Genomic DNA, 16,756 nt, shown 5'->3' with positions numbered 1-16,756 from the left:
GGATGAAGACGGTCCTGCTGCCCCTGGCACTTGTCGCGGCCTTTTTGCCCGGTGTCGGTGTCGTGGCCCCCTTCGTTTCCGCCCATGCGGCGGAGGGCACGCGGGGGAGCCCGCACCGGGGCGGGACGCTGCGACTGACGGCGGTCACCTCCGCCGGAACGCTTGATCCGCAGATCAATTACACCAGCCAGTACATGCAGGTGATGAGCGTCGTCTATGACGGGCTGCTGACCTATCCCAAATTGCAGGGCCCGGCGGGCGGGCAGGTCGTGCCTGACCTGGCGCGGTCCCTGCCGGACATGCGCGATGGCGGGCGCACGTGGGTTTTCACCCTGCGCGATGGTATCCGTTTTTCCAGCGGCGCGCCGGTTACGGTGGAAGATGTCGCGGCGTCGCTGCGGCGTATCTTCCGTGTCGGCGCACCGACGGCCGGATCCTTTTACGGGGCGATTCGTGGCGCGGATGCCTGCCTGCGTGACCCCGCGCACTGCACGCTCGCGGATGGGGTTGAAACCGATGCGGCCACCGGCCGCATTACCATCCACCTGACCGGGCCGGATGCCGAATTCCCGCAGAAGATGGCGTTTGGCCATGCGGCGGTCCTGCCCGCGGGGGTGCCGTCACATGATCTGGGTAATGAGGCGGCCCCCGGAACCGGCCCCTACCGCATCGTCGCCTCCAGCCCCGACCGGGGCATGCGGCTGGAACGCAATCCCTTCTTCCATGAATGGAGTGAGACGGCCCAGCCCGATGGTTATGTCGATGCCATCGTCTATGACTATGGCCTGGCGGAAGAAGATGCGGTCACCGCTGTCGAACGCGGGCAGTATGACTGGATGGCCGGGCTCAAGCCGCTGGACCGGCTGGGGGAAATGGGGAGCCGCTATACCGCCCAGGTCCATGTCTATCCACTCTACGGGCTTTTGTTCCTGCCCATGAATGTCAACATCCCGCCCTTTGACAATATCCTTGCGCGCAAGGCCGTCAATTACGCGCTGGACCGCCGGGCCATGACGATCCTGTATGGTGGTTCCGCCATTGCGGCCCCCTTGTGCCGCATGGTCCCGCCCGGCCTGCTGCCCGGTGATGGCGCATGCGCGTGGACACAGGGCGCGGATCCCGACCACCCCGCCGAAGGCGGCTGGCGCCAGCCGGACATGGCGCGCGCGCGCCAGCTTGTGCGTGAAAGCGGGACCGCGGGGCAGGACGTGACCCTGATCGTGCCCGCCACCGCCATGTATGTCAGCATGGGCACCTACCTGCGCGACATGTTGCAGGCCATGGGCTACCGCGCGCACCTGCATCCGCTTTCGGCGGCGATGGAGGGATCTTACGTCCAGAATACCGGCAACCACGTGCAGATCAGTCTCATGGGGTGGTATGCGGACTATGCCTCGCCGTCCAATTTTCTGGACACGTTGTTCGGCTGCGAGAATTTCCATGCCGGTTCGGACAATTCCATCAACATATCCGGCCTGTGCGACCCAGTGGTGCGGGAGCTTACGCAACGCGTCCGCTCCATCCCCGACCCGCAGGCGGCAGGGCTGTTATGGCAGCAGGTGGATGACCGGATCACCCGCCTCGCCCCGGCAGCGCCGATGATCAGCATAAGCTATGTGGATCTGGTCTCGCCCCGTCTGGGCAATTACTTCGCCACCCGCCTGTATCACATGGCGTTTTCACGGGTATGGGTACAATAAAAAAACCCTGCCGGGAGACCCGGCAGGGCGTAAGCAGGCAGGCAGGCCAGTGTAATCAGAGCATGGATTTGGCGCGGGCTTCCACCTTCGCACAGGCCTGCGTACGGATATCGGACGCGGCATCTTCGAGCGAGATGGGCGGCTGCCCGCCGCCGACCTTCAGCAGGCCGGTGGACCCATCGGCATAGGACATGTTGCCCTTGCTGTCGGAGGGTACGTCGTTCGTCTTCTTGTTCAGGGCCGCAAGGACCGGCCATGCTTCCTTGGAGTCGAGATAGCGGGACTGGATGCAGTAGTTCAGGATGCCACCCAGGTCAGCCGGGGTGGCCGACGCCACGGCGGAAAACACCGTATCGGCGGAAAGGGAGCCGGGCGCGATCTGCTCGACCTGGTTGGCCACGCCCGCGCCGGTCGGGGGGGATGTTTCGGCATGGGCGGCAAGCGGGGCCGCGCCAAGCATGGCGGCAAAAGCACTGGCGCACAGAACGCGACTGAATGACATCATATCCATTCTTCCTTGCATTGTTCTCTCGGCGAGAGGGCGCACCGTCCCGTCATATGTGAAGCGAGAAGCTATGGATCCGTAATAACACGATGCGCCCGGCCAGTACCCCTGTGGCTGATAGGTCAGACATTCGGCTTTTCGATATATCCATCCCTCCGCCCACTGGGGTTGCAACGGGATAAACCCCTGTCGCCCGCGGATATTGCATGATCGCGCATGTTTTCGCATGCGGCGGCGGGCGGCTTCCCCGCCGCGTCAATAAGTCGTGAATAAGCTTAAGGCCGCCGCCCGCGCGCCCGTAAACCACCCATCGGGTGCAATGGACATTGAGTCCACCCTGACTTCGTGGGAATGCTGGTAGGAATTACGGCCCCAACCCTCTGCGCGGGATTCCTATGCAGCATTTGCGCCTTCTCCTGAAAGACGTGTGGTACCTTACCCGTCCCTATTTCGTGTCCGAGGACAGGAAATGGGCATGGGGGTTACTGTGCGCGGTCCTGGTCCTGACCTTTTCCATTGTGGGGATGGATCTGCTCCAGTCCTTTTCGCGCAATGTGTATTACACGGCCCTGCAGCAGCGTGACGCCACGACCTTCCTGCGCGGGCTGTTCTGGTATGTGCATAATGAAAGCGGGTTCGTGCCCGGCTTCTTCATCATCACCATTCCGGCCATCCTGTTCAGTGTCTATGCGACCTATCTGCAGCAGATGCTCCAGTTGCGCTGGCGGCGGTGGCTGACCGCGCGCATGACGCGGCAGTGGATGGAAAACCAGACCTATTTCCGCATCGCCATCACCACGTCCGGGCTGGAGGCCGGGGCCGACAACCCCGACCAGCGCATACAGGAAGACCTCAACAGCTTCGTGACCGATACGTTGACGCAGTTCATCAACCTGCTGTCCAACATCGTGACCCTGTTCAGCTATGTGGGGCTTTTATGGGCGCTGTCCGGGCCGCTGGAACTGTGGGGGATGTCCATACCGGGCTATTTCTTCTGGGCGGCGCTGATCTATTCCATACTGGCCACATGGGTCACGCATCTGGCGGGGCACAGGCTGGCGGGGCTGCAGTTCTTCCAGCAGCGCGCGGAGGCCGATTTCCGCTACAGCCTGGTCCATGTCCGCAACAACGCGGAAGGGATCGCCCTCTACCGTGGCGAGGCGGAGGAGCAGGCCGGGCTGGAACGGTCGTTTTCCTCGGTCTATGGAAATTTCCTGTCCATCATGCGCCGGACCAAGTGGCTGGGGCTGCTGACCACGGGGCTGGATGTGGTCTCGGGCAATTTCGCGCTGCTGATCGGCTCGATCCGCTATTTCGCGGGCAAGATGAGCTTCGGCACGCTCATGCAGCTTGTCATGGCGTTCTCGCGCGTGCAGGGCGCGCTGGGCTGGCTGTCCAATTCCTATGCCGCGCTGACGACATGGCATGCGGAGGTCGCGCGTCTGGCCACGTTCCAGCGCGTGATGGACCGCGCGCAGGCCATGCGGAACGAGGTGCGGGTCCACCCCGCCCCCGCCGATGCCGACATGCAGATCAGCCACATGGATGTTTTCCGCCCCGATGGCGCGCTGCTGCTGCGCGATGTGAACCTTACGCTGGCGCATGGGCAGATGAGCGTGGTGACAGGCCCGTCAGGCACCGGAAAGTCCACGCTGTTCCGCGTCCTTGCGGGGATCTGGCCGTTTGCGACGGGTGTGGTCACGCAGCCCGACCAGCCCATGATGTTCGTGCCGCAGCGGCCCTATGTGCCCACCGGCACCCTGCACCGCGCCGTGACCTATCCGGCGGGGGTGGAGCGTTACGGGGTGGAGGACGTGGCGGGCGTGCTGCAACAGGTCGGGCTGGGCGCGCTGGTCTCGTGTCTGGGGAAGGAGGAGCCCTGGGGGCAGATCCTCTCCCCCGGTGAACTCCAGCGCCTCGCCTTCGCCCGTATCCTGCTGGCGCGGCCGGGCTGGGTGTTCCTGGACGAATCCACCTCGAACCTCGACGCCGCGTCCGAGGCCGCGCTGTACGCATTGCTGCGGCAGGACTGCCCCGGCATGACCGTGGTGTCCATCACGCACCGCCAGTCGGTCGTGGACATGCATGTCAACACGATCGACCTCACGCCCTTCGTGGCGGTCCGCCCGGCGGAAGAGGCGGTTAGCGCGGACGCATCGCCGCGACCATGAGGTCGGTGTTATGGCGCATCATGGCGATGTAGTCGGGTGCGGGACCGCTGGCGGGGGACAGGGCTTCGGCATAGAGTTCGCCGCCGGGCCGCGCGCCGGTCGCATGCGCCACCTGCTGGACCAGGCGGGGATCGGTGGCGTTTTCCATGAAATAGGTGGTGATGCCGGTGCGCCGGATCTGGTCGATCAGGGCCGCGACATCCCCCGCCGCGGCTTCCGTCTCGGTCGAGAGGCCCTGCGGGGCCATGAAGGTGACGCCATAGGCCCGACCGAAATAGCCAAAGGCGTCATGGCTGGTCAGGACGCGCCGCCGGTCGGCGGGAATGGTCGCGATCTGCGTGCGGATGTCCTGATCCAGCGCCTTCAGCCGCATGACATAGCGCGCGGCTGAAATACGGAAGCTCTCCGCATCGACCGGATCGGCCGCGATCAGGGCATCGCGGATGTTATTGGTCCAGATGATGACATTGGGCACGCTGTTCCACACATGCGGGTCGGTTTCGGGCTGCCCGGCGCCGGGCTGCGTATAGGCGCTGATCCCGTTCGACACGATAACCGGCCTGCCCTGATAACCCGCCGCATGCGCCAGCCGCCCGAACCAGCTTTCCAGCCCCTCGCCGCTCATGAACACGATATCCGCCTGCCGCAACTGCCGTGCGTCATCGGGGGAAGGCTCGAATTCATGCGGGTCGCCATCCGGCGGCACCAGCGAGGTGACGCTGACATGGCTCCCCCCCACCTGCGCCACGACATCGGCCAGCACCGTAAAGCTGGCGACGGCATGCAGCGGGTGCGCCAGCGGCGCCGCATGGGTGGCGGGCGCGGCCAGAAGGCCCAGAAGGCCCAGAACGGGAATGAGATGGCGCATGGTCAGGACCCCTGCAGGGAAGATGAACCGCGTCCCGCCCGGAGCCCGGCAGGGGACGTGACAAGGGAAAGGACATACAGCACGCTGCATGTCAGGATGATGGAAGGCCCGGCAGCCAGCCGGAAATGATACGAAACGAGCAGCCCGGTCAGGCCCGCGACCATGCCCACGGCGGCCGACAGGACCATCATGGGCAGCAGGCGGCGGGTCCACAGCCGCGCGGTCGCCGCGGGCACCATCATCATGCCGACCGACATGAGCGTGCCCAGCGCCTCGAACCCCGCCACCAGGTTGATGACCACCAGGAACAGGAAGATCATGTGGTAGAGCCCGCCATGCCCGCCGGTCAGGCGCATGAAGGCCGGATCCACGCATTCCATGACCAGCGGCCGCCAGATGACCGAAAGCAGGCACACGCTCAGCGTGGTGATGCCCCCCATGAGGTACAGGGCCGGCCCGTCAATGGCCAGGATGGTGCCGAACAGTACATGCAGCAGGTCGATATTGGACCCGCGCGCCGAGACGATCAGCACCCCCAGCGCGAGGGAGGTGAGATAGAAACTGGCGAAACTGGCGTCTTCCGCCAGATGGGTGCGGCGGCTGACCAGCCCGGCCAGCAGCGCCACCCCCAGCCCCGCGACGATACCGCCCAGCCCCATGGCCGTCAGCGACAGCCCGCCCGCAAGCAGGAAACCCACCGCCGCCCCGGGCAGGATGGCATGGCTCATGGCGTCACCGATCAGGCTCATGCGGCGCAGTTGCAGCATGACCCCGACCGGCCCGGCCCCCATGCCCAGCGCCACGGACGCCACCAGCGCCCGGCGCATGAAACCGAAGGTCGCAAACGGCTCCCACACGGCGGCAAGCAGATTCATGACCATGTTGTCACCCCGCCGGCCCGCGTGGGGGCATAGGCTTCATGCAGGGTGTCCGGGGTCAGGATACGGGCCGTCTCCCCCCACATGGCGTGACCGGCCGACAGCAGCACGACATGGGGGAAGCATGTGCGGATCTGGTGGATGTCATGCAGCACGGCGATGATGGTGCGGCCCTGCGCATGCCATTCGCCCACCAGTTCCAGCAGGTCCTGTGTGGTGGGGGCGTCAAGCGCGGTGAAGGGTTCGTCCAGCATGATGATGCGCGCGTCCGACATGAGCAGGCGCGCGAACATGAGACGCTGGAACTGCCCGGCGGAAAGGGCGTCGATCATGCGGTCCGCCTGCCCGTCCAGATTGACGCGGCGCAGCGCGCTGGCCGCGCGCAGGCGCACCTGCCGGTCCGCCCCGCCGAAAGCCCCGGTCTGCCGCCATGCGCCACTTAGCACCATGTCGGTCACACTGATGGGAAAGGCGCGGTCGATGTTGCGCGCCTGCGGCAGGTACCCGAAATCCTGCTGGCTCAGGCCCACGCGCGTGATCGTGCCGGATGCAAGTGGCACCTCGCCCAGTATCGCGCGCAGCAGCGTGGACTTGCCCGCCCCGTTGGCCCCGGCGATGGCCGTCATGCTGCCGGGCGCGAAGCAGCCGGTCACATGCCGCCAGACGGGCGCGCCATTCAGTACCACACCGGCATCATCCAGCCGGATCGCGCCTTTGGTCACGGCTGGGCCACGGCCCAGGCGATCAGCCCCCATAGCGCGGCGCACGGCATGGCCATGCATATCAGGCGCTGCCACCACGCGCGCGCCGCCCATGTCTGGCGCAGGGGGGCGGCGGGCGCGTTACGGCTTACGCGGGGCATCGGCATCCAGTGGCCTGAAGTCGGGAGGGAGGCGGAAAGGGAAGGGGAAAGCGGCATGGGGCGCCTAAAGTGTTATAATATAACATCCGTCTATATCAGCGTCCGGCCCGCCGTCAAGATGAAAGACAGTATTGTTGGGAAACCCCCTGCGGATCAGGGCCTTAAACCATGTCGCAAAATAATTTCATGATGTTGACAGTAGTTGGTACATGATTTGCGAAGCCGCCGGGCCAGAATACAGTAAAAAAAGGAACAGATTATAACTGTATCTGTAGGGACACAGTTCCCTTCAATCTGATCATTCCGGGATAAATATGTTTGGTCATACATAGACAGTATCAGTCGGCTGTATATATACGAACATATATGGACAAACGGCAATGAATCGGGAGCCAACATGGCAAGAATAACTACTGGTATGATATGGATGTTTTCGGCCAGTCTTGGCGCATTGCTTGGCTCTTCCGCCTATGCCCAGAGTACAACAGCCCAGAACACGACAGGCAGCAGCACCAAAAGCAGCCTGTCACCCACCCCCGCCAAGGAAAAGACGGCCACGCAGGACGCGGTTACTTCCGGCAATGCGGAAGAAGTGACCGTTATCGGCCATCACCGCATGGTTGCGGGCGCCGCCGCCAACTATAACAAGAAGATGGCCAACCTCGGCCCGCTGGGCACGCGCCGCACGCTTGATACGCCCATGTCGATCATGACCGTGCCGCATGACGTGATCGTCAACCAGCAGGCGCGCAACATCAACGACCTGATGCAGTACATGCCGTCGGTCCAGCTTGAAAGCCGCGCCGACCCCGGCACCAGCCGCCCGCAGTCACGCGGGTTCGAGGCGGACGTCATCTCCAACAGCCGCATCGATGGCCTGAACGCCTTTACCGTCACCCCCTACGCCGCCGAACAGTTTGACAACGTGCAGGTGCTCAACGGCCTGGCCGGTGCGCTGTATGGACCCCAGAACCCCGCCGGCACGTTCGAATACGGCCTCAAGCGCCCGACGGATGAACGCATCAACCGCCTGGTCGTGGGTGTGGACTCCATCGGCACGCTCATGGAAAACGCGGACGCGTCCGGCCGCGTGGGCAAGAATGGCTGGTTCGGCTACCGCATCAACCTGCTGCATGGCGATGGCACGTCCTATGTGCAGGACAGCTGGATCCGCCGTAACATGGTCAGCGCGGATTTCGACATCCATTTCGACCGCAATACCGTGCTCGAGCTTGACGCCAGCCATTATACCTTCGATGAACGCGGCATGCCGGCGGGCATCAACCTGGCCGGGCACAGCCTGCCCGAAGCGCCGGATCTGGGCAAGCCGCACATGGGGCAGGACTACGCGGGCTACAATTCCGAAAACAACGTGTTCCTTGCCAAGCTCAAGCACCGGATCAACGATGACTGGAGTTTCCTCATCGGCGGGCTGTACCAGGATTCGGCGCGTCAGGTGTTCGAATCCGCCGATACGCTGATCAACAACGTCGGTGGTTACAGCCAGACCGTTTCCGCCGCCGCGACGGTGAACGACTTCAAGGTCGGCAGTAACATGGCCTACATCAACGGGCGTGTGCGCACCGGCTTCATCAAGCATGATCTGGTCATCGGCACCAACGGTTACATGGAAGGCGGCTATAACCCCACCACGGGCCAGAGCTTCACGACAGTAACGAGCGGCAGCCTGTATAACCCGCAGGTCGCCTCCGGCCCCGATGCCGGCAAGCAGCCCTATTACCATGGGCGCTATGAATCCCAGTACGTGCGCTACCAGTCCATGATCCTGGGCGATACGCTGCATTTCAACAAGCACTGGTCCATCATGGGCACGCTGGCATGGAGCTGGCTGCATCAGGACACCATGGCCAACCCGGTCACGGGCAAGGGCGCGGCGCCTTCCTATTCACGCGGGGCGGCCTTCAGCCCGACGGCCAGCCTGATCTACAAACCCGCGGATAACCAGACGGCCTATTTCACCTATGGCCGTTCGTTGCAGGCGGGCACCTCGGTTTCGGCCGGTGCGCTGAACAACAACGAATTCACCTCTCCCGTCCGGAGCGAGGAATACGAGGTCGGGTACAAGTACATGTACCGCAACATACAGTTCAATGTGGCCGGTTTCCGCGCGACGCGCAGCTATGCCTATATCGATCCCACCACGTTGATCTATGGCAACTATGGCACGCAGCGTAACTATGGTGTCGAATTCCAGGCCATGGGCCACATCACGCCCCGCCTGTCCGTTATTGGCGGCATGACATGGATCGACGCTGAAGTGCTGCATACGAATTCAGCCGCGACATCCAACAAGGAAGCCGTTGGCGTCGCCCCCCTCCAGGCCAACGTGCTGATGGATTACCGCCTTCCGTTCTCGCAGGGGTTTGCGCTCAATGGCATGGCGGTCAACGCCAATGTCCATTACACGGGCCGCCGCGCGGCGGATATCCAGAACTCGACCTATGCCGGTTCCTATGTGACGCTGGATATGGGCCTGCGTTATCCGTTCCGTGCGGCCAAGCATCCGTGGATGGCCCGTTTCGGCGTGACCAACGTGGCCAATGAACGGTACTGGTCATCCGTCTATAACGGCACCGCCGAAGGCACGAACGTGACCGCCGGCGGCAGCAGCGCCGCCTATGCCGGCATGCCGCGCGCCTATCACTTCACGCTTGAAGCCGACTTCTAAAACCCCGGCGCACCCGCTTGTGATACCGGGCGGGGGCGCGAAAGCGCGGTGGCGTTCCCATATCCCCTGAAAGAGACAGGGAAAAAGGAACGCCACCATGACTGAACCCGCTACCCCCATCCTTCGTGACTGTCCCATCGGGCTGGACGCCACCGGCACCCGGCGGGAAAAGGACTCGATGGGGGAAATTGAAGTTCCCGCCAGTCATTACTGGGGGGCGCAGACCCAGCGCAGCCTCGTGCATTTCTCGATCGGGCGGGACCATATGCCCATCGAGGTCTGCCACGCCTACGGCATCGTCAAGAAGGCGGCGGCGCAGGTCAACGCGGCCGATGGCCGCATGCCGCAATGGAAGGCCGATGCGATCAGCCATGTCGCGGATGAGGTGATCGCGGGCAGGCTCGATTCCGAATTTCCCCTTTTCGTCTGGCAGACCGGCTCGGGCACCCAGACGAACATGAACGTGAATGAAGTCATCGCCAACCGCGCCATCCAGCTTCTGGGGGGCGTGATCGGTTCCAAAAGCCCGGTCCATCCCAATGACGATGTGAACATGGGCCAGTCGAGCAACGATTCCTTTCCCACCGCCATGCATGTGGCGACCGTGCTGGAAATCGACAGCCGCCTGCTGCCGCGCGTGCGTGAACTCATTACCGCCCTGCGCACCAAGGCGGAGGAATGGATGCAGGTGGTCAAGATCGGCCGCACGCACCTGCAGGACGCCGTGCCGCTTACGGTGGGACAGGAATGGTCCGGCTGGGCGCGCCAGCTTGAGGATGCGCTGGAAGCGGTCGAGGCCGCCCGTCCGGGCCTGCTGCAACTGGCGGCGGGCGGCACGGCGGTCGGAACCGGGCTGAACGCGCCGCCGGGCTTCAGCCGCGCCATCGCCAAACGGATTGCGGACCTGACGGGGCGGCCCTTTGTCACGGCGCCCAACAAATTCGCGGCCCTCGGGGGGCTGGATGCGATGGTCCGGGCCTCGGCCGGGTTGCGCGGGGTGGCGGTTACCCTGCTCAAGATCGCCAATGACATGCGGCTGCTCGGTTCCGGCCCGCGCTGCGGGCTGGGTGAACTGCATCTACCTGAAAACGAACCCGGCTCCTCCATCATGCCCGGCAAGGTCAACCCCACCCAGTGCGAGGCGATGGTGATGATCTGCACGCAGGTCCTGGGCAATGACACCACGGTGGCGCTGGCGGGCAGCCAGGGGCAACTGGACCTGAATGTGATGCGGCCCGTCATCGTGGCCAATGTGCTGCACGCCATCCGCATCCTGGCTGATGGCTGCCATAATTTCCGGGTCTTTTCAGTGGAGGGCACGCAGCTCAATCGCAAGCGGATCGACGCCTATGTGGCCGGATCGGTCATGCTGGTTACGGCACTCAGCCCCGAAATCGGCTATGACCGTGCCTCCGCCATCGCGCATCAGGCCATGGAGCATGATATCAGCCTGCGCGAAGCGGCACTGGCCTCCGGCTTTGTGGATGGCGCGATGTTCGACCGTCTCGTCCGCCCGCTGGACATGGTGGGCAAGGGCGTGGCGGGGGCGTAACCCCTCAGGATGGGGCCGCGCCCTGCGTGTTGACCTGCAGGGTGAACAGCGCATCGGCGGCGCACATGAACAGCACGTCACGCTTGGGGCCTCCGAATGTCAGGTTCGAGACCCCGCGTGGCAGGCGCAGCCGCCCGATCATGCGGCCCTGCGGGTTGTACACCACCACGCCGCACAGCCCGAGCGGCCCATTGGCCCCGCACCACAGATTGCCGAAAATATCGGCGCGCATGCCGTCCGGCCCCATCTGGTGGCCATCAAGCATCATGTCGGCGAACAGGCGGAGGTTGCTGACCACGCCATCGCGGATGTCACCCACATGGATGCGCAGGTCGCCCCCGTGCCCTTTCTGTCCCGGTCCCGCGCCGGACGAGATGACATGGACACGCGTGCCATCGGGGGAAAAGGCGATGCCGTTCGGGTCCACCACCTGCTGCTGGGTCATGACGGCGGTCAGGGCCCCGGTGGCGGGATCAATGCGGAAGACGTGATCTTCCTGGCGTTTATGGCCACCGAACTGGGTGACGACTTCCCCATCGAGCGTCCAGCGCTCCACCCCGTCGCGGTTGCTCGGGCCGCCCGGCGCGTCAGGGTGGCCTTCCACGATGGTGTCGCCATAGCCGGGATCGGTAAACCAGATGCTGCCATCGGGGTGGACGGCAACATCGTTGGGGGAATTGAGGGGCGCGCCGTTATAGCTGTCGGCCAGAACATGGCATGAGCCATCATGTTCCCAGCGCACCACGCGGCGCATCCCGTGTTCGCAACTGATCAGGCGGCCCTGGGCATCGAATATGTTGCCGTTGCTGTTGTAGGAATAGCCGCGAAAGACCGAAACGGCGCTGTTTTCCCACAGGTAGCGGTACTGGACCGCGCGGATCGTGTCACTGAGCAGGAGGAAGCGGCCTTCGCTGTTCCATGCCGGGCCTTCCAGCCAGTCGCCGCCGTGCCATGCCAGTTTCAGGTTGGCATTGCCGAACACCAGATCATTGAAAGAGGGATCAAGCGCGATGATGTCGGGATCCGGCAGCACCACGACGGGGGCGTTCTCCCCCCATTGCCGGGGCGGGCTGGACATGACGCTGGGCGGCGCGGGCAGGGTCTGCGGTATGGCGGCCGCCCGCGCGGCCTGTCTGCCGGCCCACAGGCCGCCTGCCGCCAGCCCACCGGCCAGCACGGCCCGGCGGCCGGGGTGGAAGGGATGGGGGGCTGGGCGCATCGTGTCTCTCTTCAGGGTCATGGGTCGGGTGTGACGTTCAGTTTTCGATATTCTGTAAAACCTCGAATCCCTCGAACACCGGCGGGCCGGACATGAGCGGCTTGCGGGTGCCCGCCGTCGCATGGGCGATGCGGAACTGCTCGGACTGGGTCCAGCCGATGAAGGCTTCCTGTGATTCCCATACGGTGTGGGATGCATAGAGGATGTGATCCTCCTGCCGCGGGCCCTGAAGGAACTGGAAACTGACGAAACCGGGCACCGTGCGCAGATGTACCTCGCGGCCCAGCCAGCGCTCACGGAATTCCTGCTCGTTTTCGGGGGGGATGCGGAAACGGTTCATGGCGATGTACATGTGGCTTCTCCTGTTGCGCGCCGGGCCTAGCGACCGCCAGACACTGTCATCACGCTGCCTGTCATATAGGACGATGCGGGGGAGATCAGGAAGGCCACGGCCTGCGCGATCTCGTCCACGTGACCGACGCGGCCCATGGGAACCACGGTTTCCGCCAGCTTTTCTATCTCGGGGGGAACCATGTCCGTGGCGGTCAGGCCCGGGGCCACGGCGTTGACCCGTATGCCCTCGCGCGCCACCTCGTTGGCGAGGCCACGGGTAAAGGTCTCGACCGCCGCCTTGGTGGCGGCATAGGGCACAAGGCCGGGTAGTCCGCCCAGCCGCGCCGCAACGGAGGACAGGTTCACGATAACGCCGCCCTTTCCGCCATGGCGGGTGGACATGCGGCGCACGGCCTCACCCGATGCGAGCATGGTGGCGCGGATATTGATGTCGAACACCGCCGCCAGTGTCTCGGCGGTCTGTTCATCGATACGGACCTTGGCGCCGGTAATGCCCGCGTTGTTGACCAGTCCGGCAAGCGGGCCGAGTTCCGCCGCGCGGGTGAACAGGGTGCGGATGTCCTCGGGTCTGGAAATATCGGCCCGGACCGCCAGTGCCCGGCCGCCCTGCGCGGTAATGGTGCTGGCCAGTTCCTCCGCCGGGGCGGCGTTGGTGGCGTAATTGATGGCGACGGCATGACCCTGCCGGGCCAGCAGGGCGCTGATCGCATGGCCGATGCCCCGGCTGCCGCCCGTTACGATGATGACACCGGGGGATTGCGGGGGAAGGGAGGAATTGACGCTGTTCATGAACCCGTCCTGATTGCTGTCGGTTGGTGCGATCATAGGCCGCCACGCCGGGCTGCAAACACGAAAACAGGCCCCGATGGCGACCATATCCGTATGGCAGCTACCCGTCCGTGACACGGGGCCTGCCGCCCCTCCGGCCTTCCCCATGTCGATACGGCCATGCGCTCAGGCCCTGCCTACAGGATCGGCCCCCCTGCGCCGCATCACGTATTGATGAGGGAGAAGCTGCGTTTTCGCGTGGAATCCGCCAGGGGCGGGAGACTACGTTGCGTGATGGCTGCCTTGCAGCGATCTGGCTTGACTTGAGCGGCAAACTGCAATGCGCTGTTCATGATATAACAGAAGGCCGCACAATATTTGCAAGGGGGGCAGTCGGATGCCGTGCATTCCAGTCATCCTGCGTTATGGCGCAGGGGGCCTGATCTGGATATTCCATTTCGTTCTTCTCATGACCGTGGCCGCCACGACCGCACTGGCCGCCGGGCGCAATGACCAGGCCAGCGCCTGCAAGGGCGATGTATTCCGGCTGTGTTTTCTTGACATTCCGAATGAGAAGCTGATGACGGAATGCCTGGAAAGCAAGCTTGACCAGCTTACCCCCAAATGCCGCGCCATGTTTGAAGAGGATGAGGCGGAAGATACCGAACGCCAGCGCGATGAGGACGCCGCCACCCAGCGCCCCGCGCCTGTAGCGGCGCACTGAGCGCGCATACGGTAAAAAATATTCCGTTAGTGCAGAACTGTCAGGGGCCTGACGTATTGTTGCAGGGGCAAGTGGACAGGAAGCCGACACAATGCTAAAATGATTGTGATTTGAATTTGTCAAATATTATACGGATTAGTCATGTATTGAAATAAACGGAACGGTCTTAAGCATTTTACAATGAGCAGTAGAATATTACTGACATTTTTTTGACATATTATTGGTTAAGTTCAGTAACGCGATAAATCGTATATCGTTCCCTGTCAGGATGGTATTCAGCCATGTCTCCCGCAGGGGTGACGTGCGCATGCGTTCGGGAGATGGCGTTTCATGGGTAGGCGGGACGGTTCGGCGTCAGCGGTGTCATGTAGTGACGGGCGACTTTCCCTTGCCGCCGGGTATTTCAACATGGATACGATACGGCAGGCCATTGTCGAATGCCGCAAGGAGTTCGTGTCCCACTTTTCCATTCATTCGCAGCCGATTCTGGTCAGTGCCGGGGCGTGGCTGAACATGAAGCTGCATGAACTGCATGACTGGAACCAGGGGCTGCTGACGCTGGATGGCGGCACCATTGTCATCAACCATTCCCATTCCAACAGGGTGACGATATTGCCGGTCGATGTGCAGGGCGGCGGCAGCATGATCTTCTCCGCCGAGGAAAGCGGGGCGGCACCCTTCTGTTGCATCTGAGCCGGGGCGAAAAATCGTCCCATGGCCTGCAACTGGTTTTCCAGGGCTGTGAAAAGCAGTTTGCCTGCTATGACCCCATGGCGAACATGACCCTGGTCGGCCTGCTGCCCGATGGGGAAACCCCCGAGGGCTGGGCCGCCGTAAGGCTGGACGGGAATCCGTGGAATATCGCCCATCATACGGATGTGGCGCATGACTGGACGCAGGGGTTGCGGCGGGAATGGCTGGCGGATGCGCATAACAGCGTCACGCTGCACCTGCCAAGCTGAAGGCCGCTACGGAACAAATCAGGAAATACGTCCGACTCCCTAACGGCACGCTGTGGCTCCCAAAAAGTCAACAGACTTATCCACAGGATTCCCGGCGATGTTCAGGCTTGCGAATCCATTTTAATGTTGCCGTACAGAGACAGCAAATGGCTATTTTCCGCCATAATAAGGAGTCTCTTACGCTCCATTCGGGCCGGGGTCAGGGCCTGTCAAATGGAATCAGGTGGAGTCTGGCAAAAAAAATCCACATCTGAACGGTCCGTTCAGGCAGGTGGCAACTCAGTTATCCCGCCCATGCCGGGTTCCCGGCGCGGGGGGCGTGGAAGGACCGGCCTGATGGCAGGTCATGTCAAACTGGGTCAGGATTTCGAGCGGCATGCTCTCGGCACATACCGTATCGAACCTGTCATGAAGGGATTTCCGCACCCATACGTCAAAGGGTGAGGAACCGCGCCGCCCTGTCTGCGGTGGCGGAGTTTCATAGGGTCCTGACATGGAACATCTCCCGGCCTGTCGCACCCGGTCCGTGGCGACTGTCATGGGCAGGAAACGGTCGGCCCGCCCCCACAGTTTCCACACCCCCCTTTCACGTTGTTCCGTACTCAGGCCGCGATGCCGTCCAGCAGCGCGATTCCGCTGGCCTGTGACATGTGCGCGCAATAAGCCCGGACGGCCTCGGGCCATTCCAGTTCCGCCACGATCGTCAGGCTGCGCAGATAGGCGAACAGATGGATATCATCCGTTGAAAGGACACCGTTAACGGCTGCGGGCCCCACGATCAGGCCCGCCAACTGGGCAAGGCCGGCATTGACACGGGCGCGGAGCGCGGGACTTTCGGCCAGGCGCTCATTGAACGGCCCCACCATGTCTTCCTTGTTGCGTATGAAATACAGGCGGGCGACCGTTGTCGCGAATTCCGGCAGGGGCGCGCCCCCGAAGCGGGGCAGGATGAGGGGAATGTACGCGGGCTGCTCCGCTGTCAGCCACCGGCTGATTTCAGGGCGCGTCGGCCCTGTCAGCACCGGGTGGCCGTCCATGGCGTCCACATAGGCGACGATATCCATGCTTTCGGGCATGAACCGGCCTTCATGCTCCAATATGGGCACCAGCTTGCGCCCGACCATGCGGATCGGGGTTTCGCTATCGTCGTTAAGCAGCACGACGTTGGTGACGGGGATGTGCTTGAGGCCAAAAATCATCCGCGCCTTCACGCAGAAGGGGCAGTGGTCGTAGGTATAGAGCTTCATTCAGACCTCAGGAACGGTTCATGCGGGCAAGTTTGCGGTCGGTGCTGTACTGGCTCAGGGCATAGACGGACCAGATCGCCGCAGGTACCCAGCCAATGACCGTAAGCTGCAGGACAAGACAGATGATTCCCGCGAAGGGACGGCCAATTGTAAAGAATTGCAACCACGGTAACAGCAGGGCGAGGATAAGACGCATGATGGTTCTCCTGTAGCGGCCCGACCGGGCGGCGGGCGGTTCTGGCACGGCTTTGCCGGGG

At 63.2% G+C, this 16,756-nt stretch carries 18 protein-coding genes; 7 read left to right on the top strand and 11 right to left on the bottom strand.

The window, feature by feature from the left end:
- Nucleotides 1-2: 2 nt before the first annotated feature.
- Nucleotides 3-1,700 carry an ABC transporter substrate-binding protein gene (locus tag LDL28_RS08755; protein ID WP_233058206.1) on the top strand — a complete coding sequence of 566 codons (1,698 nt, stop codon included), beginning with the start codon at nt 3-5 and terminating at the stop codon, nt 1,698-1,700.
- 55 nt (nt 1,701-1,755) lie between these two features.
- Here the strand turns inward: LDL28_RS08755 and LDL28_RS08750 are convergent, their stop codons facing one another.
- Nucleotides 1,756-2,205 carry a DUF2501 domain-containing protein gene (locus tag LDL28_RS08750; RefSeq protein WP_233058205.1) on the bottom strand — a complete coding sequence of 150 codons (450 nt, stop codon included), beginning with the start codon at nt 2,203-2,205 and terminating at the stop codon, nt 1,756-1,758.
- Nucleotides 2,206-2,600: 395 nt separating this feature from the next.
- Between LDL28_RS08750 and LDL28_RS08745 the strand changes: the two genes are divergently transcribed.
- Nucleotides 2,601-4,376 carry an ABC transporter ATP-binding protein/permease gene (locus LDL28_RS08745; RefSeq protein ID WP_233058204.1) on the top strand — a complete coding sequence of 592 codons (1,776 nt, stop codon included), beginning with the start codon at nt 2,601-2,603 and terminating at the stop codon, nt 4,374-4,376.
- Here LDL28_RS08745 and LDL28_RS08740 read toward each other — a convergent pair.
- From LDL28_RS08740 to LDL28_RS08725, 4 genes are read right to left on the bottom strand one after another with little or no spacing between them, the layout of a single operon-like run.
- Nucleotides 4,348-5,244: a metal ABC transporter substrate-binding protein gene (locus tag LDL28_RS08740; protein WP_233058203.1), complete on the bottom strand. Its 897-nt coding sequence runs from the start codon at nt 5,242-5,244 to the stop codon at nt 4,348-4,350. The two genes, LDL28_RS08745 and LDL28_RS08740, sit on opposite strands and share 29 nt — an antisense overlap.
- A gap of 2 nt (nt 5,245-5,246) precedes the next feature.
- A complete protein-coding gene (locus tag LDL28_RS08735; RefSeq protein ID WP_233059244.1) occupies nt 5,247-6,119 on the bottom strand; it encodes a metal ABC transporter permease in 873 nt (290 codons plus the stop codon).
- Nucleotides 6,116-6,877: a metal ABC transporter ATP-binding protein gene (locus LDL28_RS08730; RefSeq protein ID WP_370636287.1), complete on the bottom strand. Its 762-nt coding sequence runs from the start codon at nt 6,875-6,877 to the stop codon at nt 6,116-6,118. The genes LDL28_RS08735 and LDL28_RS08730 overlap by 4 nt, the downstream gene beginning before the upstream one ends.
- Nucleotides 6,841-6,990, bottom strand: a complete 150-nt coding sequence (locus LDL28_RS08725) for a hypothetical protein (protein ID WP_233058201.1) — start codon at nt 6,988-6,990, stop codon at nt 6,841-6,843. Before LDL28_RS08725 ends, LDL28_RS08730 begins: the two co-directional genes overlap by 37 nt.
- A gap of 421 nt (nt 6,991-7,411) precedes the next feature.
- Here LDL28_RS08725 and LDL28_RS08720 point away from each other — a divergent pair, with 421 nt between their 5' ends.
- Nucleotides 7,412-9,673 (top strand): TonB-dependent siderophore receptor, encoded by a 2,262-nt coding sequence (locus tag LDL28_RS08720; protein WP_233058200.1) that lies wholly within the window; start codon nt 7,412-7,414, stop codon nt 9,671-9,673.
- A gap of 97 nt (nt 9,674-9,770) precedes the next feature.
- Nucleotides 9,771-11,225 (top strand): class II fumarate hydratase, encoded by a 1,455-nt coding sequence (gene fumC / locus LDL28_RS08715; RefSeq protein WP_233058199.1) that lies wholly within the window; start codon nt 9,771-9,773, stop codon nt 11,223-11,225.
- A gap of 4 nt (nt 11,226-11,229) precedes the next feature.
- On the opposite strand, the gene LDL28_RS08710 is transcribed toward fumC, so the two are convergent.
- The 3 genes from LDL28_RS08710 to LDL28_RS08700 are packed head-to-tail and all read right to left on the bottom strand — an operon-like array spanning nt 11,230 to nt 13,587.
- Nucleotides 11,230-12,444 carry an SMP-30/gluconolactonase/LRE family protein gene (locus LDL28_RS08710; protein ID WP_233058198.1) on the bottom strand — a complete coding sequence of 405 codons (1,215 nt, stop codon included), beginning with the start codon at nt 12,442-12,444 and terminating at the stop codon, nt 11,230-11,232.
- 37 nt (nt 12,445-12,481) lie between these two features.
- Nucleotides 12,482-12,796, bottom strand: coding sequence for an antibiotic biosynthesis monooxygenase (locus tag LDL28_RS08705; RefSeq protein ID WP_233058197.1), 315 nt, complete (start codon nt 12,794-12,796; stop codon nt 12,482-12,484).
- Nucleotides 12,797-12,822: 26 nt separating this feature from the next.
- Nucleotides 12,823-13,587, bottom strand: a complete 765-nt coding sequence (locus LDL28_RS08700; protein ID WP_370636377.1) for an SDR family NAD(P)-dependent oxidoreductase — start codon at nt 13,585-13,587, stop codon at nt 12,823-12,825.
- 376 nt (nt 13,588-13,963) lie between these two features.
- Between LDL28_RS08700 and LDL28_RS08695 the strand changes: the two genes are divergently transcribed.
- The 3 genes from LDL28_RS08695 (at nt 13,964) to LDL28_RS08685 (ending at nt 15,252) form a co-directional block, all read left to right on the top strand.
- Nucleotides 13,964-14,290, top strand: coding sequence for a hypothetical protein (locus tag LDL28_RS08695; RefSeq protein ID WP_233058195.1), 327 nt, complete (start codon nt 13,964-13,966; stop codon nt 14,288-14,290).
- 330 nt (nt 14,291-14,620) lie between these two features.
- Complete coding sequence (locus LDL28_RS08690; RefSeq protein ID WP_233058194.1) at nt 14,621-14,983, top strand: hypothetical protein; 363 nt, start codon at nt 14,621-14,623, stop codon at nt 14,981-14,983.
- The gene (locus LDL28_RS08685; RefSeq protein WP_233058193.1) at nt 14,974-15,252 is read left to right on the top strand and encodes a hypothetical protein; all 279 of its coding nucleotides are present in this window, start codon (nt 14,974-14,976) and stop codon (nt 15,250-15,252) included. The genes LDL28_RS08690 and LDL28_RS08685 overlap by 10 nt, the downstream gene beginning before the upstream one ends.
- Before the next feature lie 279 nt (nt 15,253-15,531).
- On the opposite strand, the gene LDL28_RS08680 is transcribed toward LDL28_RS08685, so the two are convergent.
- The 3 genes from LDL28_RS08680 to LDL28_RS08670 all read right to left on the bottom strand — a co-directional run bounded on the left by LDL28_RS08680 (nt 15,532) and on the right by LDL28_RS08670 (nt 16,695).
- Nucleotides 15,532-15,747, bottom strand: a complete 216-nt coding sequence (locus LDL28_RS08680; protein WP_233058192.1) for a hypothetical protein — start codon at nt 15,745-15,747, stop codon at nt 15,532-15,534.
- A 107-nt stretch (nt 15,748-15,854) separates the two neighbouring features.
- Nucleotides 15,855-16,499, bottom strand: a complete 645-nt coding sequence (grxB, locus tag LDL28_RS08675; RefSeq protein ID WP_233058191.1) for a glutaredoxin 2 — start codon at nt 16,497-16,499, stop codon at nt 15,855-15,857.
- Between the two features lie 7 nt (nt 16,500-16,506).
- Nucleotides 16,507-16,695, bottom strand: a complete 189-nt coding sequence (locus tag LDL28_RS08670) for a YqaE/Pmp3 family membrane protein (RefSeq protein WP_233058190.1) — start codon at nt 16,693-16,695, stop codon at nt 16,507-16,509.
- Between the last annotated feature and the right edge of the window lie 61 nt (nt 16,696-16,756).

The sequence above is a fragment of the Komagataeibacter sp. FNDCR2 genome (genome assembly GCF_021295395.1).
Classification (GTDB): domain Bacteria; phylum Pseudomonadota; class Alphaproteobacteria; order Acetobacterales; family Acetobacteraceae; genus Komagataeibacter.
Note: the sequence above shows the minus strand (reverse complement) of the source record. Positions and strands in the feature narration are given on the sequence as shown.

Coding starts and splice junctions, on each gene's coding strand:
- LDL28_RS08745 (WP_233058204.1), top strand. CDS start 2,601: ATGCAGCATTTGCGCCTTCTCCTGAAAGACGTGTGGTACCTTACCCGT.
- LDL28_RS08690 (WP_233058194.1), top strand. CDS start 14,621: ATGGGTAGGCGGGACGGTTCGGCGTCAGCGGTGTCATGTAGTGACGGG.
- LDL28_RS08695 (WP_233058195.1), top strand. CDS start 13,964: ATGCCGTGCATTCCAGTCATCCTGCGTTATGGCGCAGGGGGCCTGATC.
- LDL28_RS08735 (WP_233059244.1), bottom strand. CDS start 6,119: ATGAATCTGCTTGCCGCCGTGTGGGAGCCGTTTGCGACCTTCGGTTTC.
- LDL28_RS08670 (WP_233058190.1), bottom strand. CDS start 16,695: ATGCGTCTTATCCTCGCCCTGCTGTTACCGTGGTTGCAATTCTTTACA.
- LDL28_RS08750 (WP_233058205.1), bottom strand. CDS start 2,205: ATGATGTCATTCAGTCGCGTTCTGTGCGCCAGTGCTTTTGCCGCCATG.
- LDL28_RS08755 (WP_233058206.1), top strand. CDS start 3: ATGAAGACGGTCCTGCTGCCCCTGGCACTTGTCGCGGCCTTTTTGCCC.
- fumC (WP_233058199.1), top strand. CDS start 9,771: ATGACTGAACCCGCTACCCCCATCCTTCGTGACTGTCCCATCGGGCTG.
- grxB (WP_233058191.1), bottom strand. CDS start 16,499: ATGAAGCTCTATACCTACGACCACTGCCCCTTCTGCGTGAAGGCGCGG.
- LDL28_RS08705 (WP_233058197.1), bottom strand. CDS start 12,796: ATGTACATCGCCATGAACCGTTTCCGCATCCCCCCCGAAAACGAGCAG.
- LDL28_RS08725 (WP_233058201.1), bottom strand. CDS start 6,990: ATGCCGATGCCCCGCGTAAGCCGTAACGCGCCCGCCGCCCCCCTGCGC.
- LDL28_RS08740 (WP_233058203.1), bottom strand. CDS start 5,244: ATGCGCCATCTCATTCCCGTTCTGGGCCTTCTGGGCCTTCTGGCCGCG.
- LDL28_RS08710 (WP_233058198.1), bottom strand. CDS start 12,444: ATGCGCCCAGCCCCCCATCCCTTCCACCCCGGCCGCCGGGCCGTGCTG.
- LDL28_RS08720 (WP_233058200.1), top strand. CDS start 7,412: ATGTTTTCGGCCAGTCTTGGCGCATTGCTTGGCTCTTCCGCCTATGCC.
- LDL28_RS08700 (WP_370636377.1), bottom strand. CDS start 13,587: ATGAACAGCGTCAATTCCTCCCTTCCCCCGCAATCCCCCGGTGTCATC.
- LDL28_RS08680 (WP_233058192.1), bottom strand. CDS start 15,747: ATGTCAGGACCCTATGAAACTCCGCCACCGCAGACAGGGCGGCGCGGT.
- LDL28_RS08730 (WP_370636287.1), bottom strand. CDS start 6,877: ATGGGGGCTGATCGCCTGGGCCGTGGCCCAGCCGTGACCAAAGGCGCG.